This is a genomic window from Gordonia sp. B8661-1 (assembly GCF_059427765.1).
The window spans coordinates 121880-142395 of the sequence record NZ_JCAHRL010000005.1; the positions used below are offsets into that span (position 1 = coordinate 121880).

Consider the following 20516-nt stretch of genomic DNA (forward strand, 5'->3'; position numbering starts at 1 on the left):
CGATGACCGGGAGCGGGTGGTCCGACGAGCAGTTCGAGCGACATCGACCGCGACTGCGCGCCGTGGCCTACCGGATGCTCGGGTCGTTCGATGATGCCGAGGACGCGCTGCAGGAAACATGGTTGCGAATACGCGATCAGAACCCGGAGTCCGTCGACAACATGCGTGCCTGGCTGACGACGGTGGTCGCGCGCGTATGTCTGAACATGCTGCGCACCCGGCGCCATCGACGCGAGGTGGCGGCCGGGACCCTGGTGCCCGATCCGATCGTGACATGGGTCGACCCGGCCGTTCCCGAGGATGACGTCCTGCTCGGCGAGGCGGTCGGTCCCGCACTGCTGATGGCACTCGAGTTGCTCACGCCGGCAGAAAGGTTCGCTTTCGTGCTGCACGATGCGTTCGGAATCCGGTTCGCCGAGATCGCGGGCGCGCTCAATCGATCCGAGGCCGCCGTACAGCAACTGGCGAGCCGGGCACGGCGACGGATGCGCAACGCGCCGACACCCGCTGCGGACGTCGTCCGGCAGCGACAGCTGGTCGATGCGTTCTTCGCCGCCTCCCGGGACGGCAACTTCGGTGCGCTGCTGAACATCCTGCATCCCGACGTGGAACTGCGCATCGACGGAGGGCGGCTTCGCCCGGGTGCCACGACGACCTTGCGAGGCGCCGAGGCGGTCAGCGGACACACGAAAACCTACGCCCGGCTGTATCCGTCCGTGCGGCCCGCGTGGGTGAACGGCGCCGCGGGGGCGGTGGTGATCGTCGGCGAAAACCTTTTCTCCGTCATGGGTTTCACCATCCGGGGTACCCGTATCACCGCGATCGATGCACTCGTCGACCCAGTCCGTCTTGCCCGGCTCGGCCTTGATGTGCACGGATCTACAAGTCGATGAGTTCGGGTACGGTGCGGCTGTAGATCTCTGTGAGCGTTCCGACCAACTCGGCACGCTTCTTCGCCGTCAGGCCGGCGAACAGCTTGTCCTCGGCCGCGGAGAGACGGCGATCGGCTGTCGCGAGTTTCCTTCGTCCGGCCGCGGTGATGGACACGAGGTGCCGCCGACGATCCTTCGGGTCCCGTTCCCTGGTCACGTATTTGCGGTCCTGCAGGGCGTCGAGGTAGCCGACGAGGTCTCCGCTGTCCACGGTCGTCCGGTGCGCCAGGGCCTTCTGGTATGTCGGACCGTACTCGCTGAGCACGGCCAGGATCGCGTGGTGGTTGGGCAGGAGATCGCAGGTGGCGAGCGCGTCCACGTATTCCTTGCGCACCTTCATCGCCGTCCGGACGAGGTGATATCCGAGGCGATTCTCCAGTGCGGGCGTGGTCATGCTCTCAGAATAGGCGATTCGGTCACCGCCGACGCGGAGTAGCCGGGAAACTTAATAGTTGGAAGCACCAATGATTGGTTGACCAACAATCAATCGGGCCGTACGTTCTTCTGTGAGAGCAAGTTCGGATACTGCGACGAACGGGGAGTCATATCGTGATCCAGGAACTGTCCTACGTGGGCTTCGGCTCGCCCAACGCCCAGGCATGGACGACGTATGGTCCGGGACTGCTGGGTGCCATGCTCGCAAAGCCGGGACCCGACGGTGCGATTCGCCTTGCCGTCGATGATGTCAACTACCGCATGGCAATCCACCCCGCGGACGTCGACGAGTTCCGGTATGCCGGTTGGGGGCTCGCCAATGAGACCGACCTCCACGCGTTCGCCGCCGAACTCGAGGGCAGGGGCGTGGAGATCACCTGGGCCGACGACAAGCTCTGCGAGGAGCGTGAGGTGGCCGAGATGGCCTGGTTCACCGATCCGTGGGGACTGCGTCATGAGCTCAGCTGGGGAAAGACCGCCACGCCGTACTCGTTCCGGAACGGGCGCACCATGCGCGCCGGATTCGTGACCGGTGACCAGGGCCTCGGTCACGTGGTCTTTCAGGTACCGGATATGAGGGCGGCCAACGAGTTCTACGCCGACGTACTGGGCTTCCGGTTGTCCGACCGGATCATCTCGCCCTATTTCAACGTCCGCTTCTATCACGTGAACGGCAGGCATCACTCGCTGGCATTGTCCGAGTTGCCCGGTCATGTCGGGTTCAATCACCTGATGCTCGAATACGAGTCGATGGACGACCTCGGGAAAGCCATCGACCTCCTGGCCACACATGACGCCCCGACGATGCAGACGCTGGGCCGTCACAGTAATGACCTGATGACGTCCACATACGTCGGCACGCCATCCGGGTTCCAGATCGAATTGGGTTACGGGGGACTGGTCGTCGACGATCTGAGTTGGGTGGCGCGGACGTTCAACAAGCCCAGTTTCTGGGGGCATCGCTACACCGACAACGCCCTCAGCACGCCACCTGGGATCATCACTCCGATCGCGGAGGCGGGCTGAGATCGTGCCGGATCCATAACCGTCACAGCTGGGCCGTCGGATGTGCATAACGCACTCCAACGTGCTCACCGTGGACATCGGCACCGGTCGTCGGTCGGGTCACGCGCCCCCGCGGACGAGGTCTGCCTGCCGCACGGCGGTGCGGCCGGTGATCGCCGCGCAGAGTCCAGCGACTCCGACGCTCGACGCCACCACGACGATCGCCAGCACCACCAGCCATCCCGCCGATCCGGTGGCGCCTGCCGGGAGTGATGTCGAGAGGCCCGCGACGGTACCGGCGATGCCGCCCGCCACGAGTGCGGGGAGGGCCGATGATCGTTCGAGCCGGTGCTTCGCGTCCAGGAGACTGTCGGCGGCGCGCGTGCCGCCGGACGCGTACTCCCACACCGTCGAGCAGAAGTCGGCATCGCGGGCGGGCGCGGTGATCCGGCGGACCGACAGGGTCCAGCCCACCGCCGCGACGATCAGCACCAGGACATCGACGACCGTCATGGTCTCTCCGACAGTGAACGGAGAGCGGCGGACTCGGCTTCTTCGTCTTCTGCCGCGGTGAGGGCGTTGTCCGCCTGTTCCTGAGGCGGATCGGCCAGGAGCAGGGAACCGGTACCGGGAGATCCGGCAGCACCCAGCTTGTTCATCCGCTTCGGTACGGCCGCGCCCTCGTAGGGGAGTGGGATCGGGTGACCGTGCTCGTCGACCGGGCCGAGCGGTTGGTGCAGTTCGATGTACTCGCCTTGCGGCAGCCGTCTGATGAGACCGGTCTCGATGCCGTGGGCGAGTACGGCGCGGTCGGCACGTTGCAGGGCGAGGGCCCACCGATAGGCGACGAAGTAGGCGAGCGGCGGGACGATGATCAGGCCGATGCGTCCCATCCAGGTCGTCGCGTTGAGCGAGATGTGGAACTTCATCGCGATCACGTCGTTCATGCAGGAGAGCGTCAGGATGATGTAGAACGCGAAGGCCATCGCGCCGATTCCGGTGCGCACCGGGGTATCCCGCGGCCGCTGCAGCAGATTGTGATGGGCGCGATCGTGCGTGAGACGTTTCTCCACCCACGGATAGATCATCATCACGACGAACACGATGCCGATAACGAGCACGCCCCAATTGCTGGCGGGCACGGTGTAGCGACCGAGATACAGTTCCCACGCCGGCATGAGCCGGAGGAGTCCGTCGGTCCACATCATGTAGATGTCCGGCTGCGAACCGGCCGAGACGTGCGCGGGGTTGTAGGGTCCCAGATTCCAGACCGGATTGATCTGGAAGATCCCTGCCATGATCGCCAGAACGCCGGTGACGATCGCGAAAAGCGCGCCCGCCTTGGCGGCGAAAACCGGCAGAATGCGCACTCCCACAACGTTGTTCTCGGTCCGTCCGGGTCCCGGGAACTGGGTGTGCTTCTGGTACCAGACCAGTGCGAGATGCGCGGCGATGAGCGCGAGGATGATCCCGGGGAACAGGAGTACGTGGATCACGTACAACCGGGGCAGCACGATGTTCCCCGGGAACTGGCCACCGAACAGCGCCCAGTGAACCCAGGTGCCGACGATCGGCAGTCCGAGCGCACCGGCCGTGAAGGCGCGAAGTCCGGTGCCGGACAACAGGTCATCGGGCAGCGAGTAGCCGAAGAAGCCCTCGAACAGGGCCAGGATCAGCAGTACGCAGCCGATGATCCAGTTGGCCTCGCGAGGCCGCCGGAACGCGCCGGTGAAGAAGATCCGCGCCATGTGCACGATGATCGACGCCGCGAAAAGCAGTGCGGCCCAATGGTGAATCTGCCGGACGAACAATCCGCCGCGCACCTCGAACGAGAGGTGCAGCGTGGTCTCGTACGCGCGGGTCATCATCACGCCGTTGAGTGGCTGGTAGGCGCCGTCGTACATCACCTCCGACATCGACGGGTCGAAGAACAGCGTGAGATAGATGCCGGAGATCAGCAGGACGATGAAGCTGTACAGCGCGACCTCGCCGAGCATGAACGACCAGTGGCTCGGGAACACCTTGTTGATCTGCCTCCGCACACCGGCAGCCAGGTGATATCTCGAATCCAGTTCTCGCGCTTGATGTGACAGCCGACCGGAGTCGGACATGATGTCCCCTAACATCAGACGTCCGCAGCCCTCCCGCATGCCGCAGCGGGCTACTACGAGTGATAGTAGACCTGTTCGTTAGCGAGGGGAAGGGGTTGTCAGCGCATATGTGGTTCGAGGCGGACGGTAACGGCCTTCGAAACGGGCGTATTGGACTTTTCGGCCACACTGTCCAGCGGCACAAGGGGATTCGTCTCGGGATAGTAGGCGGCGACGTTGCCCACGGGTGTGGAGTAGGCGACGAGGCGGAAATCGTCGGCGCGCCGTTCCTCGCAGGCGCCGTCGGAGCGATGCCATTCGGAGATCAGGTCGACGCGGTCGCCGTCGGTGAACCCGAGTTGTTCGATATCGGCCGGATTGATGAAGACGACCCGACGGCCGTCCTTCACGCCTCGATACCGATCATCAAGGCCATAGATGGTGGTGTTGTACTGATCGTGACTCCGCATGGTCTGCAGGACCAGCCGCCCGGACGGAATGGGCAGCCACCGCATCTCGTTGACGACGAAATTCGCTTTGCCGGTAGCGGTTTCGAAGCGGCGTTCGTCGCGGGGCGGATGGGGCAGCGTGAATCCGTCGGGCCGACGGACCTTGGTGTTGAAGTCGGCGAAACCGGGGACGACCCGGGAGATCGCGTCGCGGATGGTGTCGTAGTCGTCGGCGAACGTCTGCCATGGCACCGAATGGCCGGGGCCGAGGAGTCGCCGGGCAAGTTCACAGACGATTGCGACCTCGCTGCGCATCCGATCGCTCAACGGTGTGAGTCCGCCGCGCGACAGGTGGACCACCGACATCGAATCCTCCACGGTCACCTGCTGTTTGACACCTCCGCGAATATCCTTGTCGGTGCGACCGAGCGACGGCAGGATGAGCGCGGTGCGGCCCGTGATGACGTGCGACCGGTTGAGTTTCGTCGAGACCTGTACGGTCAGTGAACAATTACGCAGAGCCCACGCGGTGACGTCGGTGTCGGGGGTGGCGGACACGAAGTTGCCGCCCATGGCCAGGAAGACCGATGCCCTGCCGTCGCGCATGGCGCGGATGGAGTCGACGGCGTCGTAGCCGTGGTGGCGCGGGCTGGTGATGCCGAATTCGGCGTCGAGTGCGTCGAGAAACGCGTCGGGTGCCTTCTCCCAGATGCCCATGGTGCGGTCGCCCTGGACATTCGAATGCCCGCGCACCGGGCAGACGCCCGCACCCGGTTTGCCCATCATGCCGCGCATCAGCAGAAGTGCCACGACATCCTGGATCGTCGCGACGGCATGGGTGTGCTGGGTGAGACCCATCGCCCAGCAGATGATCGTCCGGTCCGAGTCGATGAGGTCGGTGGCGGTCGCGTCGAGTTCCGCCCGCGACAATCCGGTCGCCTCGAGGACCTGATCGAGGTCGACGGCACGCAGGTGCTCGGCGTAGGCGTCCCAGCCCGCGCAGTGGTCGGCGAGAAAGCGGTGATCGAGAACCGTTCCCGGACTGCGGTCCTCGGCCTCGAGAAGCAGCTTCGCGAGTCCCTGGAACAGTGCCTGATCGCCGCCGAGCCGGATCTGCAGGAACTCGTCGGCGATCGGTACGCCGTCGCCGATCACGCCATGGACCTTCTGCGGATCCTTGAAACGCAGTAGCCCGGCCTCGGGAAGCGGATTGATGGCGATCACCTTGGCGCCGTTCGCCTTTGCCTTCTCCAATGTGGAGAGCATGCGCGGATGATTGGTGCCGGGATTCTGGCCAGCGATCAGGATCAGGTCGGCGTTCTCGACGTCCGGGACCGAGACCGACCCCTTGCCGATCCCGATCGTCTCGGACAAGGCGGTCCCGGACGACTCGTGGCACATGTTCGAGCAATCGGGCAGATTATTGGTGCCGTAGGCGCGGATCATCAACTGGTAGAGGAACGCCGCCTCATTGCTGGTGCGGCCGGAAGTGTAGAAGACGGCCTCGTCCGGCGAGGCGAGTGCGCGCAGCTCGTCGGCGATCAGCTCATACGCGTCATCCCACTCGATCGGCGTGTAGTGAGTGTCACCGGGCCGCAGCACCATCGGATGCGTGAGCCGCCCCTGCTGCCCGAGCCAGTAGTCGGTCTTCGCAGCCAGTTCGTCGATCGAGTGCGTGGCGAAGAACTGCGGATCGACCACCCGTCGGGTGGCCTCCTCCGCGACGGCCTTGGCGCCGTTCTCACAGAATTCGGCATGTTTGCGATGCCCCGGTGTCTCCGGCCAGGCGCAGCCCGGGCAGTCGAAGCCGTCGCGCTGATTGAGCCGCAGCAGCGTGCGGGTCGTTCGGATCACGCCCATCTGTTCCATGCCGCGCCGCAGCGACACCAGCACCGCGGGGACCCCTGCCGCGTAGGTCTTCGGAGCATCGACGACGACATCGGCCTCGTCGATGTCGTCACTCGGTACGCGGCGCTTCACGGGAGACCTCCGGAACCTTGGGGCGGCACACATCACCCAGCATATGGACTGTGCGGACCGCCGGATGCCGCTTCGTCCCCCCGGAGCGCGTGCAGCGGCGGTGTGGACTGTCGGGGCCGGCGTCAGCGTGTACGGCGACGGCCGATGCCGTGCACCGACACCATCTCGACGAGATCGTCGACGAGTTGCTGCTTGTCGATCGAGGTGTCGCCGTTCAGCCAGGCGGCGAGGGCCTGGGCGACCCCGCCGACCAGGAAGTGAGCGATCATCGGGGCACGGCCCTCGGGCTCGGGGCGATATCGGACGGGCAGGACGTCGCTGAACAGGTCGACGAAGGTGGAGGTCGACTCGAACCGTTTCCGGACGACGACGGCGTTGTCCTGATGCGGGCTGAACAGGAGCTGCCCCACGCGCGGGTCCGAGGTCACGCTCTCGACCACCTGGGTGAGTCCGACGCGCAAACCGTTCTCCGGTGTGGCGCCGACGAGCGCATCCTGCGTCGATCCGATGACGCCGGCGAGTACCCAGTCATAGACCGCGGCCGCCAATTCGTCCTTATCGGTGAAGCTTTCGTAGAAATATCGCTGCGCGAGACCGGCCCGCCGGCAGATGACCCGCAGGGTGAGATCGTCGTCGCCGAGCGGGTCGCTGAGGATGTCGAGACCCGCCTGCAGGAGTTTGTTCAGGCGGACCGCGATCCGCTCCTCGTTGTCGACCCCGTTGTAGGGACGTGCGGTGCGGCTGGCCATGGCCTCCACAGTCTGGCAGATGCTCGCGGCAATACCGCGAAACGCTCACATATATGAAACATGGCGGGCATACTCGTGCATATCTGAATACACGCACACTCAGATTTGACGACTTCGGCTCCTGTCGCGTCGTCATTCGCAACGCTTGTCGGGAAGGTAAAAGGTGAGATGACCGAACTGAGTCGACGCAATCTACTGAAGGCCGGTGGTGTGGTCGGTGCTGCCGGCGCCGTGGCCGCGGTGGCGCCGTCCACGCCGTGGACCTGGTCGCCCGCGCAGTCGCTACCCGGATACGGCAGTGGCACCGATCCGCGCGAGGCATGGGACGAGAAGCTCGACCCGCTGATGGCCGACCTGCAGACCCGAGGCGAGATCCCCAAGGTCAACCGGATTCTGCGCTCCTGGACCAAGAACGGTCAGCCACTACCGGCGGGACTGCCCCGGGAGCTGCACGGCTTCCTCGACGATGCCCGCAGGCTGCCGGACTGGGCCGACCACGGCAAGCTGGCGGATGCGGTGCGGTTCAACCAGAAACGCGGCACCTACCTCGGCGTCCTGTACGGGTTCGCCAGCGGGATGATGAGCACGGTGATCCCCAAGGAGGCGCGCGCCGTCTATTACTCCAAGGGCGGCGCGGACATGAAGGACCGCATCACCAAGACCGCGAAGCTCGGATACGACATCGGTTCGCTCAATGCCTATCGACCCGACGGCGAGATGATCGTCACCTGCGTGAAGACACGTCTGGCACATTCCGCGGTGCGGCACCTCCTGCCGCAGTCGCCGTGGTGGGGGCACGCCGCGCCGGAGAAGATCCCGATCAGTCAGGCCGACATCATGGTCACCTGGCACAGCCTGCCGACGACCGTGATGCGCAATCTGAAGAAGTGGCGGGTGCCGATCGCCGCCGACGAATCGGTGGGGTTCCTGCATTCGTGGCAGGTCACCGCGCACATGCTGGGCGTCGAGGACCAGTACATCCCGAAGTCCTGGACCGCCGCGGATGCGCAGGCTCGGCAGGTGCTCGATCCGATCCTCGCGCCCACGCCGGAGGGCCAGAAGCTCGCCGACATCCTGCTCGACCTCGGGAAGAATCTGGATCTTTCGCTGGTGTCCCGAGGCGTCCTGGGCGCGCTGACGCGGTTCATGCTGAGCGATCAGGTCGCGGACTGGCTGCACATCCCGCGCGAACCCGTGTGGAGCCCACTGCTCGAAACAGCCTGGGGCCCTTACGTCGCCGTTCGTGAAGGGGCTCTGAACATCGGTGTGCCGAAGGAGGCGTACTGGCTGTTCGACGAATTCCTCCGCCAGTTCGTGCTGCTGTACATGTCCGAACTCCGGATGCCGATCAACATCGAGATCCCGGTCGGCAACAACCCGCATTACAACTAGTGCCAGGGTCTCGATACGGCGACTCGCTGCGCTCGTGGCCTACTCGACCGGCGGTGAATGCGTTGTGCTCGCGGCCTACTCGACCGGTGGTGAATGCGTTGTGCTCGCGGCCTACTCGACCAGCGGTGGGGCGCTGCGCTGCCGCCTCGCTGATCGAGTAGCTTCCGAGCGCAGCGAGGCAGCGTATCGAGATCACTCCCGCGCCGTGTCACCATGGTGGACATGCACATTCGGGATGCGGTGGCCGACGATGCCGGGGCGATCGCGGCGATCTACAACCATGCGGTCGAGCACACGACGGCCATCTGGAACGACCGGCTCGTGGGCACCGCCAACCGGCGGGAGTGGCTTGCGGCCCGCCGGGAGGCCGGCCATCCGGTGCTGGTGGCCGTCGACGCGACCGGCGCCGAGGTACTCGGCTATGCCTCGTACGGGGATTGGCGGGCTTTCGACGGCTATCGGTACACCGTCGAACATTCGGTGTACGTCCGGAATGATCAGCGCGGCAATGGGATCGGCACCGCTCTGATGGCGGAGCTGATCGAGCGGGCGCGTCGCGCGGGCAAGCATGTGATGATCGCGGGCATCGACGCCACGAATGCCGGCTCGATAGCCATGCATGAGCGGCTGGGCTTCCGTAACGTCGGCGTCCTGCCGCAGGTCGGGGCGAAATTCGGGGCGTGGCTCGACCTGGCCTTCCTGCAATTGACGCTCGACACCCGTCCGTCGCCGTCACCGGATGCCGTGCAGTGAACTCTTCTCCTGCTCCGCCTCGTGACCGGGATCGAGAGGGATACCGGTCCGGTCGCGCAGGAGCAGGGTCGCGCAGAGTGCGAGTACGGACATGGCCACCAGGTAGATGGTGACCGAAGCCGTTGTGCCGGTGGCACGTACGAGTGCGGCCGCGATCGTCGGTGCGAAGGCTCCGCCCAGGATGGCGCCGATCGCGTACGAGATCGACGCCCCGGAGAACCGGATCGAGGCCGGGAACAGTTCCGCGTACAGGGCGGCCTGTGGCCCGTAGGTGAATCCGAGTCCGATGGTGAGCAGCGCCAACCCGACGAACAGCAGACCGATGTTGCCCGTGTTGACCAGCGGGAAGAGGGGGAGCAGTCCGAGGATCAGCAACACCCAGCCGATCAGGTAGGTGGTGCGTCGTCCGATCCGGTCGCTGACCGCCGCGGCGACCACGGTGAAGATCAGCCAGGTGACTGCGGACCCGGCCACGGCGATCAGGACGGGTCCCTTGTGGAGCCCGACCGGGCCGTCCGGATCCGTCGCGTATTTCTGGATGTATCCGCCCGTGGTCATATAGCCTGCCGCGTTGTTGCCGGCGAAGATCAGGGCCGCAACCAGCACGAGCGGCGTGTGCTTGCGGAAGAGCGCGGCGATCGGGACCTGCGTGCGACGGCGACGCTCGGCGAGTTCGAGGAAGACCGGACTCTCGTGGACGCGCATCCGGATCAGATACCCGATGCCGACCAGCACGATGGACAGGAGGAACGGGATACGCCATCCCCAGACGTCGAAATCGTCGCCGGAGACGGTGGTCATCAGCGCCATCATCCCGGAGGCCAGCAGCAGGCCGAGCGGAACACCGATCTGCGGTGCGGCCCCGAAGATCCCGCGCCTGGGCGTCGGCGCGTTCTCGACGGCCAGAAGCGCGGCACCACCCCATTCGCCGCCCGCTGAAATGCCCTGGAGCACACGGAGTATCACGAGCATGATGGGTGCGGCGATACCGATCGTGGCGTAGGTGGGCAATGCGCCGATCAGGGTTGTCGCGAGGCCCATCGTGACCAGGGTCATCACCAGGACGACCCGCCGGCCATAGCGATCCCCGATGTGTCCGGCGATGAATGCGCCGAGTGGGCGGAACACGAAGCTGATGCCGACGGTGAGGAAGGAGAGGATCGGGGCGATGCCGCTGCCCGCCGCCTCGAAGAACAGTTTGTCGAAGACCAGGCCCGCGGCGGCGCCGTAGATGAAGAAGTCGTACCACTCGACCGTTGTGCCGATAATCGTCGCGGCGACAACACGTTTGCGCTCACGCGGCGTGGCGATGGTGGCTCGCGGATCTGCCGCGGCAGGTGAATTGTCTTGATTGTCAGAGGATTCGGCGCGTTGTGGCTCCGGCGCCGACGCTGGTCGGCTCGGCAGGCTCATGATGACTCCTTTGTCGGATGACCTTTGTGTCGACATGTTTGCGGCCTGCACAAAAATCATATACGATTTCGAATACGATGCAAGGCCTGGAGGGAGGTCCATGCGCCCCGGCAAGATCATTGCGGTTCATCTGAACTACGCGGCCCGGGCTGAGCAGCGTGGGCGTCGTCCCGATGTCCCGTCGTATTTCCTCAAGCCGGCCAGTTCGATCGGCCGGAACGATGGAAGCGTCGAGCGGCCTGCGGGCACCGAGCTGCTGGTCTTCGAGGGCGAGGTCGCGCTTGTTATCGGCACCCGTGCCGACCGCGTCTCGATGTCGGACGCCTGGGAGCACGTCGAGTCCGTCACCGCTGCAAATGATTTCGGTCTTCAGGACCTGCAGCCCGCAGATTCCGGGTCCAACCTGCGAGCCAAGGGGCGGACCGGGTACACCCCGCTCGGACCGGATTTCATCGACGCCAGGATCATCGATCCGGACTCGCTGCGACTGCGAACCTGGGTGGATGGCCAACTCGTGCAGGAGGATCGGACGTCCAATCTCCTGTTCGGCTTCCCGCAACTGGTCGCGGATCTGTCGCAGCATCTCGTGCTGGAACCGGGGGACGTGATCCTGACCGGTACACCGGCCGGCGCAAGTGTGGTCGAACCCGGGTCGGAGGTGATCGTCGAGGTCGACTCGCCGGATTCGGCGGGTTCTCCCACGTCCGGACGCCTGCGCACCTCGGTGGTCGCGGGTGCGGACGGATTCGACCCGACCCTGGGCGCGGTGCCTGCGGTCGACGACGCACTACGTGCCCGCGCCCGGGGCACGTCACAGATCTCGGGGGTCACTGGGGAAGGCGGCGGCGTGCCGAAGGAACGAGGGGCCGGCACGCCGCCGTTCTCCTCCCGATCCCCAGAACGAGATGCGGCATTGTGCGACAAAGCATCCCAGGTATCCGTCGCGACGTTGAGCCGACAGCTCCGGATGCGCGGACTGAACAACGTCGTCATCGACGGTGTGTATCCGCTGGCCGACGGTGAACGGATGGCGGGCCGGGCGCGCACCCTGCGGTTCATACCCGGCCGCGAAGACCTGTTCGGTGCGCACGGTGGCGGATACAACACGCAGAAGCAGGCTTTCGACGAGATCGGCACCGGCGAGGTGCTGGTGATCGACGCCCGCGAGGAGCGTGGCGCGGGCACCCTCGGCGACGTGCTGGGTCTCCGAGCGCGCGTCAACGGTGCCGCCGGAGTGGTGACCGATGGTGCGGTCCGAGACCGTGATGCGTTGGTGGCCACCGGATTGCCGGTGTTCGCGCGCAGCGCGCACCCGGCGGTGCTCGGCAGGCATCATGTGCCCTGGGACCGAGATGTGACGATCGCCTGTGGTGGCACCGCGGTGGTGCCCGGGGATCTGATCGTGGGTGACGGCGACGGTGTGGTCGTGGTGCCCGCCGAGATCGCCGACGACGTCGTCGACGAGGCCGCGGAGCAGGAACTGATGGACGGATGGGTCGCCGACATGGTCGCGGCAGGCCATCCGGTGCGTGGACTGTTTCCGCCGGAGGACCAGTGGAAGTCGAGGTACGCGGAATGGCGCGCGACACGTTGAGCCACACAGGGGTGAGCGGGGTCGGACAACCGAGTAAGCATCAGATCGCCTATGAGGCGATCCGCGGGCGCATCGAGCGACGTGAGTACACGCCCGGATATCGGCTGGTATTGAGCACTCTGGCAAGCGATCTGGATATGAGCGTGGTCCCGGTGCGCGAGGCCATCAGGCAGCTCGAGGCCGAGGGGATGGTGACGTTCGAGCGCAATGTCGGCGCCCAGGTCGCCATGCTCGACGACACGTCGTACCGGGAGTGCATGGAGACGCTCAGCGTGCTCGAAGGTGCGGCGACGGCGTTGGCGGCACGCGAACTCACCGACGACGACCTCCACGCGGCCCGGGCGGTGAACGACGAGATGATCGCGCTGCTCGACAACTTCGACCCGGCCGAATTCACCAAGGCCAACAGGCGATTCCATTCGATATTGTTCGCCCGGTGCACCAATCCGCGGCTGGTGACGCTGGTGGAAGCGGAGTGGGCGATGCTGGACCGCCTGCGTGCATCGACGTTCGCGTTCGTGCCGGACCGCGCCCGCGAATCGGTCGGTGAGCACGAACAGATCGTGCGCAGCATCGAGAACGGGGCACCGCTCGCGGAGATCGAGGACCTGTGCCGTCGGCATCGCGCTGCCACACTGGCGTCCTTCATCGCCTATGAAGCCGGTGAGCGGCGGAAGGCCGAACAGACCAACAGCTGAGGAGGTAGTGCATGACCACGTCCGCGGAGCAGCGGAACTCACAGCATCTCGGAATGCCGCACGCGCCACAGGATTTACCTGATCGGATACGTCACCATATCGGCGGCCGCGCCGTGGACTCCCTGGACGGATCGACCTTCGACGTCCTCGAACCGGTGTCGAATCAGGTGTACGTCCGGGCCGCCGCCGGGCGCACGGAGGACATCGACCGGGCGGTGACCGCCGCCCAGGAGGCCTTCGACGACGGCACCTGGAGCAGAATGCTTCCGCGGGAACGTCACCGGGTGTTGCACCGGGTGGCCGACCTCGTGGAATCGAGGGATGCGCGCCTCGCCGAACTGGAAACCTTCGACTCGGGTCTGCCGATCAGTCAGGCGTTGGGCCAGGCCCGGCGGGCCGCCGAGAACTTCCGTTTCTTCGCCGATCTGATCGTCGCGCAGTCCGACGAGGTGTACAAGGTGCCCGGCCGCCAGGTCAATTACGTGAACCGCAAGCCCATCGGGGTGGCCGGTCTCATCACGCCGTGGAACACCCCGTTCATGCTGGAGTCGTGGAAGTTGGCGCCCGCGCTCGCCGCGGGCAACTCGGTGGTGCTCAAGCCCGCCGAGTTCACTCCGTTGTCCGCGTCGCTGTGGCCGGGGATCTTCGCCGAGGCTGGGCTGCCGGACGGGGTGTTCAACCTCGTGCACGGACTGGGTGAGGAGGCGGGCGACGCCCTGGTCAAACATCCCGGCGTACCGCTGATCTCGTTCACCGGAGAGAGTCGTACCGGCGAGACGATCTTCGCCAACGCTGCTCCGTATCTCAAAGGCCTGTCGATGGAACTGGGAGGCAAGAGCCCCGCCGTGGTGTTCGCCGACGCCGATATCGAGGCCGCAGTCGACGCGACGATCTTCGGGGTGTTCTCGCTCAACGGGGAACGATGTACGGCAGGCAGTCGGGTTCTGGTGGAACGGTCGATCTACGACGAATTCGTGACACGGTTCGCCGACCAGGCGCGGCGGGTGAAGGTCGGCCTGCCGAATGACCCCGACACCGAGGTCGGCGCGCTTGTGCACCCCGAGCATTTCGACAAGGTGATGCGTTACGTGGAGATCGGCAAGACCGAGGCCCGGCTCCTCGCCGGTGGTGGGCGACCCGATGATTTCGAGACCGGAAACTTCGTGGCGCCGACGGTCTTCGCCGACGTACCGCCCGACGCCCGGATCTTCCAGGAGGAGATCTTCGGGCCGGTCGTCGCCATCACCCCGTTCGACGACGACGCGGACGCGCTCGCCCTCGCCAACGGTGTGAAATACGGTCTGGCCGCCTATATCTGGACCTCGGATCTGCAGCGCGCCCACAACTTCGGACAGGCCGTGGAGGCAGGCATGGTGTGGCTCAATTCCAATAACGTGCGGGATCTGCGCACGCCGTTCGGCGGCGTGAAGGCGTCCGGCCTCGGCCACGAAGGCGGGTATCGGTCACTCGACTTCCACACTCAGCAGCAGGCCATGCACATCACTCTGGGGGCGGTGCAGAACCCGACCTTCGGCGGCGCCCGATGAATGCCGTGGCGGGCGGACCGCAACCACCGGACATCGTCCGTTGCACGTCGGTGGAACTCGGCGTGACCGATCTGGAACGTTCGCGCCGGTTCTACGCCGACGTTCTCGGTCTGGTCGTGACCTACGCCGATGCCGACGCGGTGCACCTGCGTACCTTCGAGGAATTCATCCACCACAACCTGGTGCTGCGCCGAACCCCCTCGGCCGGCGTGATCACGATGTCCTACCGTGTCCGCGAACCCGCCGACGTGGACCGGGCGGAAGCGTACTTCGCTGCGCTGGGCTGTCCCACCGATCGGCGTCGTGACGGGTATGTCCGGGGCGTCGGCGACACCGTGCGAACCGTCGACCCGCTCGGCTTTCCGTGCGAATTCTTCTGCGAGACAGACCATGTCGAACGGCTCGCCTGGCGCTACGAGTTGCAGCCGGCGGGCGCGCTGATGCGTATGGACCACGTCAACCTCGTCACGCCCGATGTCGAGCAGGGGGTCGCCCACCTGGAGAACCTCGGGTTCCGCGTCACCGAGAACATCATCGACGCGGCGGGCGGCCTCTATGCCGCGTGGCTGCGCCGCAAACCCACCGTGCACGATGTGGCACTCACCGGCGGAGACGGGCCGCGCCTGCATCATTTCGCGTTCACCACCCACGAGAAACACAACATCCTGTCGGTGTGCGACACACTCGGCTCCCTGCGGCTCACCGATCACATCGAACGCGGACCGGGCAGACACGGCGTTTCGAACGCGTTCTATCTCTATCTGCGGGATCCCGACGGGCATCGCGTGGAGATCTACACGCAGGACTACTACACCGGTGACCCCGACAATCCGGTCGTCAGCTGGGATGTACACGACAATCAGCGACGCGACTGGTGGGGCAACCCGGTGATACCGAGCTGGTACAGCGAGGCCTCGGCGGTTCTCGATCTGCAGGGCAGGCCACAACCGCTCCGCATGCGGGTAGCGAAGTCGGAACTGGCCGCCACGCTGGGAGCCGACGGCTTCTGGTTCACCGCCGAACAGGAGCGGTGATGCTTGCGGCGCAGACGATCTCCGATCTCGCCGACGAACTGATGGTCGCCGAGCGTGAGCGCCGGACCATCTCCCGGCCGACACGGCGGCATCCGGAGATGACCATCGACGACGCCTATGCCGTGCAGCATGAATGGCGCCGCCGCCGCATCGAGGCGGGCGAACGTCCGGTGGGCCGCAAGATCGGTTTGACGAGCCGGGCGATGCAGGCCGCCACCGGGATCGACGAGCCCGACTACGGATCGATTTTCGACTCGATGGTGGTGGCCAACTCGTCGACGGTCGATCACGCCCGGTTCGGCAACGTCCGTATCGAGATGGAACTGGCCTTCGTCCTGCGCGCCCCGCTCGACGGTCCGGGAGTGACGATGTTCGACGTCATCGGCGCCACCGACTACGTCGTGCCCGCATTGGAGATCCTCAGTTCCCGTGTGGAATTGGACGGACGTTCCATCGTCGATACGATCAGCGACAATGCCGCGATCGGCGCCATGGTCCATGGCGGCAGACCGGTCCGGCCCGAGGATGTCGATCTGCGCTGGGTGTCGGGGATGCTGTACCGGAACGAGGTCATCGAGGAGACCGGGGTGGCTGCGGCGGTCCTCAACCATCCCGCTACGGGTGTCGCGTGGCTGGCGAACGCGCTGGCTCGCCACGGCGAGGGACTGCACGCCGGCGACATCGTGCTGGCGGGGTCCTTCACACGGCCGATCTGGATCGACGCAGGCGACGTGGTCTTCGCCGACTACGGCCCGCTGGGGACGGTGTCATGCCGATTCAGTTGAGCCCCACCTTCGGCTCGGCCGTCGACGAGGCGGAACGTCCGTTCATCGGGGGCTGGGTGTGTTCGGGTTCCCCCATCGCCGCGGAGATCATGGCCGGGTCGGGTCTGGACTGGGTGCTCATCGATATGGAACACGCACCCAACGACCTGACTTCGGTACTGGCCCAACTACATTCGGTGTCGGCGTATCCCGTGTCCCCGGTCGTACGGGTGCCCACCGCCGATGCCGTGATCATCAAGCAGGTCCTCGACCTCGGCGCGCAGAATCTACTCGTCCCGATGATCGCGACCGCGGAGCAGGCCGAGGCCGTGGTGGCGGCCACCCGCTATCCGCCGTTGGGATGCCGCGGCGTGGGGAGTGCCCTCGCCCGTTCGGCCCGCTGGAACCGGGTGGACGACTATCTGGCGCATGCGCGTGACCATGTCTCTGTCATCGTGCAGATCGAATCGTCCGAGGGCGTGGGCAACGCCCGTGAGATCGCCGCGGTCCCCGGGGTGGACGGGGTCTTCGTCGGCCCCAGTGACCTCGCCGCATCGATGGGATTCCTGGGCGAGCAGACCCATCCCGAGGTCGTCACCGCCGTCCTCGAGGTGTTCGAGGCCGTGACTGCGTGCGATAAACCTGTGGGGGTCAACGCCTTTGACCCACGGGTGGCTGACCGGTACCTGGGTGCCGGGGCCGCCTTTCTCCTCGCGGCCGCGGATGTCACGCTTCTGGCCCGCGGGTCGGAGTCGGTCGCACAGCGATTCGGCGCCGGGTCGCTGACCGCTACCGGGCGCCGAGAAGGAGGTGGAAGGCCGCGGTGACCGACAGTTCCCGCACGGAGGTGCGGTCGCCGGGGAACCGGCGGGTGACGGTCACCGTCGGAGCGCCTGCCACGGCGAGTCCGAAACACACTGTGCCGACGGGCTTCTCCGGTGATCCGCCACCCGGGCCGGCGATGCCGGTGGTGGAGATCGCGGTGTCGGTGCCGAAGTGGTGCATCGCGCCCTCGGCCATCGCCCGGGCGACCTGCTCGCTCACCGCTCTGTGTTCGGCGATGAGATCGGCGGGCACACCGAGCATGTCGGACTTGGCCGCGTTGGAGTACGAGACCACACCGCCCATCACATAGTCCGACGATCCGGCGCGATCGGTGAGGCGGGCGGCGACGAGGCCACCGGTGCAGGATTCGGCCGTGGCCACCGAATGCCCGGAGAGTGCGGCAGCCACGAGATCGTCGACGGTCGAACCGTCATCGGAAAAGATCTGTGTGCCATGACGATCCGCCATGATCCCGGACAGCACGGCATAGGCGGATGCGGACGATTCCGGATACCGGGTCACCATTTCGATCTCACCGCGCCGCAGACAGGTGGTGATCTCCAGGTCGTCGAAGCCGGTGAGTTCGGCCCGGGCGATGCGCAGGGTCTCGGCCAGGTCGGCCTCGGTCAGTCCGTACGCGCGGATGGTCGACTGCCGCTCGACGTCGGCCGCCGCGAGAACCGCCGACACCGGCGGCGTGGCGGCCGCGGCGGGCCACATCGCCTGCAGTTCGGCGGGCGGACCGGGCAGGATCAGAACGGCCGGAGCGGTGCCCTCGGCGGGCATCACGATGCCCGGCGCGGTTCCGGTGGGTGGAATGGGCTGGGCGCCAAGCGGAACCATCGCCTGCTTGTGAACGCCTGTGCGCAGCGCATCCGGCAGCGGTGCACCGGATTCGAGCCCACGCCAGCGACGCACGATGCCCTCGATGTGAAATTCCATTTCGGGGTCCTCGCGCAATGGGGTGCCGCGGAATCCTGCGACGGTCTCGACGGTGAGGTCGTCGGCGGTCGGTCCGAGCCCGCCGGTCGTCACGATGAGGTCGACGCCCTGCGCGGTCAGAAAGGCCAGTTGGGCGGTGAGGTCGTCGGGGCGGTCGCCACAGATGGTGATGTGCCCGACGTCGACGCCCAGGGACAGCAGCTGGTCGGCGACCCAGGGGCCGTTGCGGTCGGCCACCCGGCCGGACAGGACCTCGGTGCCGGTGACGATGATGCCTGCGCGAATGCTCACGTTTCTCAGGGTAGTCGGGTGATCACGGCTGCAGGCGGTGCGCGGCGACGTCGCTCAGCACGTCCTCGCCCGCCCGGTACGGTTCGGTGTCCCGCGGCCAGTGCACGATGACATCGGTGAAGCCGAGTTCGGCTGCGCGCCCGACCATGTCGTCGAAGCGCTCGAGACTCTCCAGTGAGTTCACCGGCGAGGCATCCAGACTCAGGTAGCGACGAATCGGTTCATCCCCGGGCCGCTGTGGCGCGGTCTCGGCGAAGACGGCCGCGGATTCGGCCACGCCGGCGAACCAGGCGTCGAGACCGTCGGCGGTGGAGCGTCCGCCTGCCGCCGGGCCGGTGGTGACCCAGCCGTCTCCGTGCCGTGCCGCGAACCGAACCGATCGGGGGCCGTTACCCGCCAGGATCAACGGGATACGCTCCCGGACCGGGCCGCCGACGAGCCGGAGATCGCGGATCGAGAAGTATTCGCCGTCGGTGGTGAGATGGTCCTCGCGCAGTGCGCGGTCCAGCATGAGGGTGAACTCCTGCAGTCGGTCGACCCGATGGCGCGCGTCGAGAGCGGGGGCACCGAGGATGGTGTCGTCGGGTGTTCCGCCCGCACCCAATCCGACGAGCAACCGATCTCCGGAGATGTCGGCGAGGGTCTGGACCTCACGCGCCAGCGACGCCGGATGCCGGAAATTGGGGGAGATGACGAAGGCCCCGAGTTCGATGCGGGTGGTGACCATGGCCGCCGCGGTGAGGGTGGGCATACACGAAAACCATTGGGAGTCGGGCAAACCGCCCCACACCAGGTGATCGTAGGTCCAGGCGTGGTCGAAGCCCATCTCCTCGGCCCGCTCCCACCGGGGCCGCATCGCGTGCCAGGAGTTCTCCGGAAGTATGCAGATCCCGTAGCGCATGGGCGCAGACTATTGCCACGGGCCATCGGCGACAACCTGCCCGTGCCGCGATGAGTTCTGCCTCGCAGCGCGGTCGGACCATGGAGAAGCGTTCCGTCGTCGGAGCGCACCGAGTCGGGAGATGACGAGATGACGGATTCGACGCGGGAACCGGGACGACGCCCGGTCACCTACTCGCTGGGCATGTCCCTGGACGGGTTCGTGATGGGACCCGATGGCTCCTTCGACTGGGGAGCACCCGACGAGGAGGTCTTCGGCATCGCGACCGACGAGGTCCGGGGAGTCGACGTGCACCTGATGGGACGGCGCCTGTACGAGACGATGCTGGGCTGGGAGACCATGGAGGAACTCCCCGATTCCCCGTACTCGACCGCCGAATTCGCGCGACTCTGGCGTGCCGTGCCCAAGCTCGTGTTCTCCACGACGCTGTCGGACGTGGAGGGCAACGCCCGGCTCGCGACCGGGACCCTCGCGGAGGAGATCGACCGTCTGCGTGCCGAGCCGGGGGACGGCGTGATCGCCATCGGCGGCGCGGAGCTGGCGGCGCAGGCCGCCGCGGCCGACCTCATCGACGAGTACCGGATTCGGGTGTGTCCGGTACTCGTCGGAGGAGGTGTGCCGTACTTCGGTCGCGATGAGCAGCGCCGCGACCTGGAGCTGATCGAGTCGCGCACCTGCGAGTCGGACGTGCTGTACCTCAGGTATCGCGTACGTCGCTGAAC

The 20516-nt window shown here is 66.2% G+C and carries 19 protein-coding genes; 11 read left to right on the forward strand and 8 right to left on the reverse strand.

Going from position 1 to position 20516, the window contains the following annotated elements:
- Nucleotides 1-2 precede the first annotated feature (2 nt).
- A complete protein-coding gene (locus tag AC4JJG_RS12430; protein ID WP_495401559.1) occupies nucleotides 3-893 on the forward strand; it encodes a sigma-70 family RNA polymerase sigma factor in 891 nt (296 codons plus the stop codon).
- Here the strand turns inward: AC4JJG_RS12430 and AC4JJG_RS12435 are convergent.
- Complete coding sequence (locus tag AC4JJG_RS12435; protein ID WP_495401558.1) at nucleotides 880-1326, reverse strand: MarR family winged helix-turn-helix transcriptional regulator; 447 nt, start codon at nucleotides 1324-1326, stop codon at nucleotides 880-882. The genes AC4JJG_RS12430 and AC4JJG_RS12435 overlap by 14 nt on opposite strands.
- A 155-nt stretch (nucleotides 1327-1481) precedes the next feature.
- On the opposite strand from AC4JJG_RS12435, the gene AC4JJG_RS12440 reads away from it, so the two are divergent.
- Nucleotides 1482-2393: a VOC family protein gene (locus AC4JJG_RS12440; protein ID WP_495401557.1), complete on the forward strand. Its 912-nt coding sequence runs from the start codon at nucleotides 1482-1484 to the stop codon at nucleotides 2391-2393.
- A 99-nt stretch (nucleotides 2394-2492) separates the two neighbouring features.
- On the opposite strand, the gene AC4JJG_RS12445 is transcribed toward AC4JJG_RS12440, so the two are convergent.
- The 4 genes from AC4JJG_RS12445 to AC4JJG_RS12460 all read right to left on the reverse strand — a co-directional run bounded on the left by AC4JJG_RS12445 (nucleotide 2493) and on the right by AC4JJG_RS12460 (nucleotide 7640).
- Complete coding sequence (locus tag AC4JJG_RS12445) at nucleotides 2493-2885, reverse strand: hypothetical protein (RefSeq protein WP_495401556.1); 393 nt, start codon at nucleotides 2883-2885, stop codon at nucleotides 2493-2495.
- Nucleotides 2882-4483 (reverse strand): cytochrome bc1 complex cytochrome b subunit, encoded by a 1602-nt coding sequence (qcrB, locus tag AC4JJG_RS12450; protein ID WP_495401555.1) that lies wholly within the window; start codon nucleotides 4481-4483, stop codon nucleotides 2882-2884. Before qcrB ends, AC4JJG_RS12445 begins: the two co-directional genes overlap by 4 nt.
- 98 nt (nucleotides 4484-4581) lie before the next feature.
- Nucleotides 4582-6891 carry an FdhF/YdeP family oxidoreductase gene (locus AC4JJG_RS12455; protein WP_495401554.1) on the reverse strand — a complete coding sequence of 770 codons (2310 nt, stop codon included), beginning with the start codon at nucleotides 6889-6891 and terminating at the stop codon, nucleotides 4582-4584.
- Nucleotides 6892-7013: 122 nt separating this feature from the next.
- Nucleotides 7014-7640, reverse strand: a complete 627-nt coding sequence (locus AC4JJG_RS12460) for a TetR/AcrR family transcriptional regulator (RefSeq protein WP_495401553.1) — start codon at nucleotides 7638-7640, stop codon at nucleotides 7014-7016.
- 168 nt (nucleotides 7641-7808) lie between these two features.
- Between AC4JJG_RS12460 and AC4JJG_RS12465 the strand changes: the two genes are divergently transcribed.
- Together AC4JJG_RS12465 and AC4JJG_RS12470 are read left to right on the forward strand one after the other, a co-directional pair.
- Nucleotides 7809-9032: an oxygenase MpaB family protein gene (locus tag AC4JJG_RS12465; RefSeq protein WP_495401552.1), complete on the forward strand. Its 1224-nt coding sequence runs from the start codon at nucleotides 7809-7811 to the stop codon at nucleotides 9030-9032.
- A 222-nt stretch (nucleotides 9033-9254) separates the two neighbouring features.
- Nucleotides 9255-9785 carry a GNAT family N-acetyltransferase gene (locus AC4JJG_RS12470; protein WP_495401551.1) on the forward strand — a complete coding sequence of 177 codons (531 nt, stop codon included), beginning with the start codon at nucleotides 9255-9257 and terminating at the stop codon, nucleotides 9783-9785.
- Here the strand turns inward: AC4JJG_RS12470 and AC4JJG_RS12475 are convergent.
- A complete protein-coding gene (locus AC4JJG_RS12475; RefSeq protein ID WP_495401550.1) occupies nucleotides 9765-11198 on the reverse strand; it encodes an MFS transporter in 1434 nt (477 codons plus the stop codon). The genes AC4JJG_RS12470 and AC4JJG_RS12475 overlap by 21 nt on opposite strands.
- Nucleotides 11199-11298: 100 nt before the next feature.
- Here AC4JJG_RS12475 and AC4JJG_RS12480 point away from each other — a divergent pair, with 100 nt between their 5' ends.
- From AC4JJG_RS12480 to AC4JJG_RS12505, 6 genes are read left to right on the forward strand one after another with little or no spacing between them, the layout of a single operon-like run.
- Nucleotides 11299-12792 carry a fumarylacetoacetate hydrolase family protein gene (locus tag AC4JJG_RS12480; RefSeq protein ID WP_495401549.1) on the forward strand — a complete coding sequence of 498 codons (1494 nt, stop codon included), beginning with the start codon at nucleotides 11299-11301 and terminating at the stop codon, nucleotides 12790-12792.
- Nucleotides 12774-13490 (forward strand): GntR family transcriptional regulator, encoded by a 717-nt coding sequence (locus AC4JJG_RS12485; protein WP_495401548.1) that lies wholly within the window; start codon nucleotides 12774-12776, stop codon nucleotides 13488-13490. The genes AC4JJG_RS12480 and AC4JJG_RS12485 overlap by 19 nt, the downstream gene beginning before the upstream one ends.
- Before the next feature lie 11 nt (nucleotides 13491-13501).
- The gene (locus tag AC4JJG_RS12490; protein WP_495401547.1) at nucleotides 13502-15037 is read left to right on the forward strand and encodes an aldehyde dehydrogenase; all 1536 of its coding nucleotides are present in this window, start codon (nucleotides 13502-13504) and stop codon (nucleotides 15035-15037) included.
- Nucleotides 15034-16071, forward strand: coding sequence for a 3,4-dihydroxyphenylacetate 2,3-dioxygenase (gene hpaD / locus AC4JJG_RS12495; protein ID WP_495401546.1), 1038 nt, complete (start codon nucleotides 15034-15036; stop codon nucleotides 16069-16071). Before AC4JJG_RS12490 ends, hpaD begins: the two co-directional genes overlap by 4 nt.
- Nucleotides 16071-16856 carry a 2-oxo-hept-4-ene-1,7-dioate hydratase gene (gene hpaH, locus AC4JJG_RS12500; RefSeq protein WP_495401545.1) on the forward strand — a complete coding sequence of 262 codons (786 nt, stop codon included), beginning with the start codon at nucleotides 16071-16073 and terminating at the stop codon, nucleotides 16854-16856. The genes hpaD and hpaH overlap by 1 nt, the downstream gene beginning before the upstream one ends.
- Nucleotides 16841-17662 (forward strand): aldolase/citrate lyase family protein, encoded by an 822-nt coding sequence (locus AC4JJG_RS12505; RefSeq protein ID WP_495401544.1) that lies wholly within the window; start codon nucleotides 16841-16843, stop codon nucleotides 17660-17662. The genes hpaH and AC4JJG_RS12505 overlap by 16 nt, the downstream gene beginning before the upstream one ends.
- Here the strand turns inward: AC4JJG_RS12505 and AC4JJG_RS12510 are convergent.
- Both AC4JJG_RS12510 and AC4JJG_RS12515 read right to left on the reverse strand, forming a co-directional pair.
- The gene (locus AC4JJG_RS12510; protein ID WP_495401543.1) at nucleotides 17625-18893 is read right to left on the reverse strand and encodes a competence/damage-inducible protein A; all 1269 of its coding nucleotides are present in this window, start codon (nucleotides 18891-18893) and stop codon (nucleotides 17625-17627) included. The genes AC4JJG_RS12505 and AC4JJG_RS12510 overlap by 38 nt on opposite strands.
- Nucleotides 18894-18915: 22 nt before the next feature.
- Nucleotides 18916-19794, reverse strand: a complete 879-nt coding sequence (locus AC4JJG_RS12515; RefSeq protein ID WP_495401542.1) for an LLM class flavin-dependent oxidoreductase — start codon at nucleotides 19792-19794, stop codon at nucleotides 18916-18918.
- 129 nt (nucleotides 19795-19923) lie between these two features.
- Between AC4JJG_RS12515 and AC4JJG_RS12520 the strand changes: the two genes are divergently transcribed.
- Nucleotides 19924-20514, forward strand: coding sequence for a dihydrofolate reductase family protein (locus AC4JJG_RS12520; RefSeq protein ID WP_495401541.1), 591 nt, complete (start codon nucleotides 19924-19926; stop codon nucleotides 20512-20514).
- Nucleotides 20515-20516: the final 2 nt, after the last annotated feature.

Excerpts from the sequence above, each read along its gene's own strand:
- AC4JJG_RS12430 (WP_495401559.1), top strand. The coding sequence starts at position 3 with ATGACCGGGAGCGGGTGGTCCGACGAGCAGTTCGAGCGACATCGACCG.
- AC4JJG_RS12435 (WP_495401558.1), bottom strand. The coding sequence starts at position 1,326 with ATGACCACGCCCGCACTGGAGAATCGCCTCGGATATCACCTCGTCCGG.
- AC4JJG_RS12445 (WP_495401556.1), bottom strand. The coding sequence starts at position 2,885 with ATGACGGTCGTCGATGTCCTGGTGCTGATCGTCGCGGCGGTGGGCTGG.
- qcrB (WP_495401555.1), bottom strand. The coding sequence starts at position 4,483 with ATGTCCGACTCCGGTCGGCTGTCACATCAAGCGCGAGAACTGGATTCG.
- AC4JJG_RS12460 (WP_495401553.1), bottom strand. The coding sequence starts at position 7,640 with ATGGCCAGCCGCACCGCACGTCCCTACAACGGGGTCGACAACGAGGAG.
- AC4JJG_RS12465 (WP_495401552.1), top strand. The coding sequence starts at position 7,809 with ATGACCGAACTGAGTCGACGCAATCTACTGAAGGCCGGTGGTGTGGTC.
- AC4JJG_RS12470 (WP_495401551.1), top strand. The coding sequence starts at position 9,255 with ATGCACATTCGGGATGCGGTGGCCGACGATGCCGGGGCGATCGCGGCG.
- AC4JJG_RS12475 (WP_495401550.1), bottom strand. The coding sequence starts at position 11,198 with ATGAGCCTGCCGAGCCGACCAGCGTCGGCGCCGGAGCCACAACGCGCC.
- AC4JJG_RS12480 (WP_495401549.1), top strand. The coding sequence starts at position 11,299 with ATGCGCCCCGGCAAGATCATTGCGGTTCATCTGAACTACGCGGCCCGG.
- AC4JJG_RS12485 (WP_495401548.1), top strand. The coding sequence starts at position 12,774 with ATGGCGCGCGACACGTTGAGCCACACAGGGGTGAGCGGGGTCGGACAA.
- AC4JJG_RS12490 (WP_495401547.1), top strand. The coding sequence starts at position 13,502 with ATGACCACGTCCGCGGAGCAGCGGAACTCACAGCATCTCGGAATGCCG.
- hpaD (WP_495401546.1), top strand. The coding sequence starts at position 15,034 with ATGAATGCCGTGGCGGGCGGACCGCAACCACCGGACATCGTCCGTTGC.
- hpaH (WP_495401545.1), top strand. The coding sequence starts at position 16,071 with ATGCTTGCGGCGCAGACGATCTCCGATCTCGCCGACGAACTGATGGTC.
- AC4JJG_RS12505 (WP_495401544.1), top strand. The coding sequence starts at position 16,841 with ATGCCGATTCAGTTGAGCCCCACCTTCGGCTCGGCCGTCGACGAGGCG.
- AC4JJG_RS12515 (WP_495401542.1), bottom strand. The coding sequence starts at position 19,794 with ATGCGCTACGGGATCTGCATACTTCCGGAGAACTCCTGGCACGCGATG.
- AC4JJG_RS12520 (WP_495401541.1), top strand. The coding sequence starts at position 19,924 with ATGACGGATTCGACGCGGGAACCGGGACGACGCCCGGTCACCTACTCG.